The organism is Moorena sp. SIO1F2, from assembly GCF_010672755.1.
GTDB lineage: Bacteria > Cyanobacteriota > Cyanobacteriia > Cyanobacteriales > Coleofasciculaceae > Moorena.
The window spans coordinates 1-4,937 of record NZ_JAAHFV010000433.1 but is presented as its reverse complement, the minus strand read 5'-3'; the positions used below and the strand labels follow the sequence as shown (position 1 = coordinate 4,937).

The following is a 4,937-nucleotide window of genomic DNA, read 5'->3' as shown; positions in this document are numbered from 1 at the left end:
GGCACGTTTAACTCATGATTTTTATGAGGGCTAGACCTTGGTGGTGGTAACAGTACCGAGTCTTGGGTAAAAATGGGACATCAGTTAGCAGCCATGCATCAGGCTGCTACTCCCCAACCTCCAAGCGAGATGGGTAAGTTTGGTTGGAATCAAAATAATACTATTGGTTCCACACCACAAGTTAATCAATGGATGTCGGATTGGGTAGAGTTTTTTGTAGAGTATCGCCTCGGTTATCAGTTTCAGCTAGCACGGCGTCGCAGTGGTCATTTCCCCAAACAAAACCAATTACTGGCAGAAGTTCCTAAATTACTGGATCATCAGCCTCAACCTTCCTTAGTACATGGTGATTTATGGGGTGGTAATGCGGCTATTACCATGGCGGGAGAACCAGTAATTTTTGACCCAGCTACTTATGTAGGCGATCGCGAAGTTGATATTGCCATGACCGAATTGTTTGGTGGTTTCCCAGCAGCATTTTATCGAGGCTATAACGAGGTGTGGCCCTTAGAGCAAGGTTACAAACGGCGGAAAAACCTCTATAACCTTTACCACATCCTCAATCACTTTAATCTCTTTGGTAGTGGTTATGAATCCCAAGCTAACCGGATGATTGATCAGATTTTGAAAGATTAATTCTAATTAATTTGGCTCTCAATAATCTCCTCAATCATTGCTTCTAATTCACCCGTAGGAAGATTGAGGTCATCCAGTGTTACCTGAAATTGGACATAACGTTCATCTAGATCAAAAGCTTCTTCTAGGAAACCACCAAATCCACGGGCTCGTTTGTCTATTTCTAGGAAAACTTCTAAGTCTTCTGAGTAGAGAGAAAAAATGATTTCCAATTCATCCAAGTGACCCTGATACTTACCCATCGGTCGAAACTCGAACTCTTGGACGAATGGATATCTACCCCCGAAGTGAGTATTGTACTGACAATCGATTTCATGAAGTTGAAACCCTAGGTTTTCTAATGCATCAAATACCGCTTGCATTAAGGGGTGTGGATGTACCTCAATGTAATCGATGTCTTTTGGGTCAACGGCAATGGGAATATCTAAGCCAGTACGTAAATATACTGGTTGGCTGGTTAATGTCAGTGGTGTTTCCTCTGGCAGGGGAAACGAAAATGGAATTACTATTTCCTCTTTTGCCTCTAAGTTGAAGCGTTCCGAGAGGCGATATTGCATTAATATGCATTCCTCTGTGATTGCGGTATCTTCTTCTTCCCGCAAGTATTCCGTAACCACATAAATATAAATATCATCAATTTTCTGGGAAACATCTCCCCCAGTAATATAAACTTCCCCTTCTACCATTTCCCCAGGCGCTAGGGAATCAAAGTACAAACGTGTATCTACCTTTGCTGCTCCAATGCCAACCTGAGCTAATAGCTTTTTGAACATAGATTCTAGTTTTTTAGCTAACTTTGCTACTAGCTTAATCTATGATTCTGGAGTTTTAGGGAGTAGGGAGTCGGGAATCGGGAGTAGGGAGTGGGGAGATGGGGAGATGGGGAGATGGGGAGATGGGGAGATGGGGAGATCTTTCAAGGGTAATTATCCCGAAATGATATAATAAAGTTTAAGGTATTTCATCAGTATGATCAACTATATCTAGCATTGAACCTCCCCACCCGTCGCAGGGATGGGTATTCCCGGGCACAACCTATACGGCTGTTAACTCCACGGGCGTAACTTTCCCTGGCCGTAGGCCACGCTACGCGAACGTCCCGAGGGTAGCTGAATGGGGTTAATTCCCAGTTTCTTAAGACCTCGCATTTTAATGTTTACTGCTCCATTTACATCAGCATCATCGTGGTACCCACATTCAGTACATACAAATTTTTCACCTTTTCGATTGTCTGCACTAGTGTGGTGACACTTTGGACATTCAACAGATGTATGTTTGGGGTTAATCTTGATTACTGGAATGCCTGACTTTACAGCCACGACCTCAACCTTTTTAACTAATTCACCCCAGGCGGCATCAGAGATCGCACGGTTAAGACCTCTCTTAGCTGATTGCCCATTGCGGTCGTAACCGCCATTTTCATTTGGTTTAGGTTTACAGCGAGATTTCATACCCTTAATGTTCAGATCTTCAAACACCAGGGCATCTGCGCCATCAACTAGGTTCCTCGCCGTTTCCCAATGGTATGCAGAACGTTTGTTGGCAACCCGTTCATGTAACAAAGCTACCTTACTGAAAGATTTCTTGCGGTTATTTGAACCTTTTTTCTTTCGATTTGCAGCTCGTTGTCTTAATTTTAAACGTCTGGCTTGACGCTTGTATTTCTTAGTATTGGCTGGGTTTTGAACAGTTTTCCCGTTACTAACGCTAACAAGCTTTCTGATTCCTAGATCGCATCCCTTAACACGGCCAGGGTTAATCTCCTTGGCGGTCTTTGCTGGTGAGGCTGGAACCGATTTGTCCTCGATCTGAATACTAACAAACCATCCCCGTGACTTTCGACGAACAGTAACCGACTTCATGGTAAAACCATCGGGTATAGGACGAGAATTGTGAAATTTCATCCATCCTATACCTGGTAAATAGATTCGATTACCATCCAGTTTTACCTGGCCTGGGGCATACTTAAAACTTCGGAATCGCGTACGCCTTTTAGGTTTTGGATATTTTGCCTCTCCCTTGAAAAATTTTGAGAATGCTGTGTCCAACTGTCTCAACATTTGTTGTAAAACAGTTGAATTTATTGATTTGTACCAAGGTCGCTCTTTTTTAAGAGTGGGAAGAGTTGAACTTTGAGCCTCGTAAGCACTTCGCTGAGGATTCTTCTGACTCTTTTTCCAAGGATATCCGATCGAACTTGACTTAAGGACTGAACAAGTTAGCGGGCACGCCTCTCCACGAGTTTTTAAATCACAGTAATTTCCCAGTTTGGGTGATTTAACCTGCTCGTAGGATTCATTTCTGTCTCTTAATAAGTAGTTGTACTGAGCCAAAAGCATATCTAACCATTGGTTCATCACAATTTATTGTTGACGACTTGGAATTATTTTATAGACGTAACCCAGCTGCATAGTATCGACCTCTTTTACTGTGCTATATTAATTATATATTACCGAAATTAAAGTGACAAGAGTATGGCCAAACAAAAATCGAGAAAAGCAGGACGCCCCTGGCTTCATGGCGAACCAAAAACAACACACACTATTAAGGCAACAAATACAGCCTGGAACGGATTAAAGCAATTAGCAGCTAAAGCAGGTTTGAGTTTGTCTGAATATCTAGAATCACTAGGGAAAACTGGTATATTACCTGGTTGATCAATTGTGGCTTACGCCACTTGAGAGGGAAAAGAATATATTCTTTTCCCTCTCAAACTCTCCCTATTCGATAAATCATTATCACTAATGCTCTACTTTACTCGAGTAGGTCTTAACATACTCTCGAAAAAGAAGAGATTGAGCCGCTGAGATTGGTTGGGCTTGAGGCAGATTAATTGGGGTTGGGGACAAATACAGTCAATCCGTTGGGAATACATTCAACTTTGATCGGAGTTATTCCTATGACTTCTCCATCCACAACCACTTTCTGAGGCGGATCTGTGGCTATTTTGATACTGTGGGTTCGGACATGATGAATATTGTCTTGGTTGGGTGCCAGGTTAACCAACGCGGCACCAAAGGCATTGACCATTGATGTGACCGCCTGAAGTTTTGTGTCTACTTTGGCCATGGTGACATCTAGTAACCCGTCATCGTAAATAACTTCACCCATTCCTTGGGCTAACACTGAGGTAGGGGGAGCCGCGTTAGCCACAGTAATAGCCCCCACATCAACTCGATAGATCTGGTCTTCAATTTCCACAGCCGCATCAAATAGCTCTTGTTCATCCAGTTGTTGCCATCCCGCTACCAGATAGGCCAGTACCCCCCACTGATCCTTGAATTCTCGGCTGGCTTTATCCACCATTTCTGCTTCAAAACCGATTCCGGTTAATAAAATCATGGGGGTGTCGTTACAGCGAGCCGCATCAATCACTTTGGTATAGCCTTCGGAAATGATGCGACAGGCGGCGCGAATGGGCATTACTCTGCCACCAATGCCCAAGGCCTGACAAAAGGCATTAGCGGTTCCTCTGGGAATAATGCCGAGGGGAATATTGGTATCAATCAGCTGACTGGCAACGGCGGATACGGTGCCATCACCGCCAGAGGCAATGATAAGATCGGCGTGGGCTGCGATCGCCCCTTGGGTCAATTCTTCCGCTGTAATTTCTGGAGTGGTTTGATGGATCTCGAGATTGAAATGGCCACCCAGCATGTTTTCAATAATGGTGAGTTCATGATCGGAGTCTCCTTGACCGGCCACTGGATTAAAAATAAGGTGAGCCACTTGGGTTCGCGCTAGGGCACTGATGACCAGTTCTGCAGTAGCTAAGTTGGTGGCGATCGCTACATCATGGGCATCACAAATCCTTAACAGAGGCTGAATATCAGGTTCATGGGATTTAGCATAGAGTGCATCGATGAAGAAAAATACAGCACAGACCTTTCCCTCCGCCACCGCTGCAAACAACTGGGCATCTCCACCAATAGGACCAGGGAGTAAGCAATCAACCGGTAAGCCAGTGGAGTTTTGAATTTGTTTCCCTGTGTTCCCTGTAGCAATTAAGGTGTAGCGAGAGAAAACGATTTGGTGGCCCTTGACAAATGCCACTATATCATTTTTATTGTTGTCGTGGGCAATCAGGGCAATACTTGCAGGCATACTACTGTACCGGAACTCAAAACCGAAATTATCAAAGGCCAATGGGCAAATGACCTAATATTTCCGTCATTGTAAAGCGTTTATTCCAGTTGTGTAGTCAGGCTATGGATAACTCGATACTAAGTTGCCGTCAAAGGTAAAACTTTCTCTTTCCCAAATCTCCCTATCTCCCTATCTCCCCATCTCCCTATCTCCCA

At 44.0% G+C, this 4,937-nt stretch carries 5 protein-coding genes and 1 pseudogene; 3 read left to right on the top strand and 3 right to left on the bottom strand.

The window, feature by feature from the left end; all coding sequences use genetic code 11:
* Window positions 1-30: 30 nt before the first annotated feature.
* Window positions 31-636 (top strand): annotated as a pseudogene (locus F6J94_RS30195) (fructosamine kinase family protein); the annotation flags it as partial.
* Window positions 637-638: 2 nt separating this feature from the next.
* On the opposite strand, the gene F6J94_RS30190 reads toward F6J94_RS30195, so the two are convergent.
* Window positions 639-1,409 (bottom strand): sporulation protein, encoded by a 771-nt coding sequence (locus F6J94_RS30190; protein ID WP_293047057.1) that lies wholly within the window; start codon window positions 1,407-1,409, stop codon window positions 639-641.
* Here F6J94_RS30190 and F6J94_RS30185 point away from each other — a divergent pair.
* Window positions 1,402-1,581, top strand: coding sequence for a hypothetical protein (locus tag F6J94_RS30185; RefSeq protein WP_293047055.1), 180 nt, complete (start codon window positions 1,402-1,404; stop codon window positions 1,579-1,581). The two genes, F6J94_RS30190 and F6J94_RS30185, sit on opposite strands and share 8 nt — an antisense overlap.
* A gap of 101 nt (window positions 1,582-1,682) precedes the next feature.
* On the opposite strand, the gene F6J94_RS30180 is transcribed toward F6J94_RS30185, so the two are convergent.
* Complete coding sequence (locus F6J94_RS30180) at window positions 1,683-2,975, bottom strand: transposase (RefSeq protein ID WP_293047059.1); 1,293 nt, start codon at window positions 2,973-2,975, stop codon at window positions 1,683-1,685.
* A 135-nt stretch (window positions 2,976-3,110) separates the two neighbouring features.
* On the opposite strand from F6J94_RS30180, the gene F6J94_RS30175 reads away from it, so the two are divergent.
* Window positions 3,111-3,293: a hypothetical protein gene (locus F6J94_RS30175; RefSeq protein WP_293047053.1), complete on the top strand. Its 183-nt coding sequence runs from the start codon at window positions 3,111-3,113 to the stop codon at window positions 3,291-3,293.
* 172 nt (window positions 3,294-3,465) lie between these two features.
* Here the strand turns inward: F6J94_RS30175 and mgsA are convergent, their stop codons facing one another.
* Window positions 3,466-4,740 carry a methylglyoxal synthase gene (mgsA, locus tag F6J94_RS30170; RefSeq protein WP_293047051.1) on the bottom strand — a complete coding sequence of 425 codons (1,275 nt, stop codon included), beginning with the start codon at window positions 4,738-4,740 and terminating at the stop codon, window positions 3,466-3,468.
* Window positions 4,741-4,937: the final 197 nt, after the last annotated feature.

Excerpts from the sequence above, each read along its gene's own strand:
- F6J94_RS30190 (WP_293047057.1), bottom strand. The coding sequence starts at position 1,409 with ATGTTCAAAAAGCTATTAGCTCAGGTTGGCATTGGAGCAGCAAAGGTA.
- F6J94_RS30180 (WP_293047059.1), bottom strand. The coding sequence starts at position 2,975 with ATGCTTTTGGCTCAGTACAACTACTTATTAAGAGACAGAAATGAATCC.
- F6J94_RS30175 (WP_293047053.1), top strand. The coding sequence starts at position 3,111 with ATGGCCAAACAAAAATCGAGAAAAGCAGGACGCCCCTGGCTTCATGGC.
- mgsA (WP_293047051.1), bottom strand. The coding sequence starts at position 4,740 with ATGCCTGCAAGTATTGCCCTGATTGCCCACGACAACAATAAAAATGAT.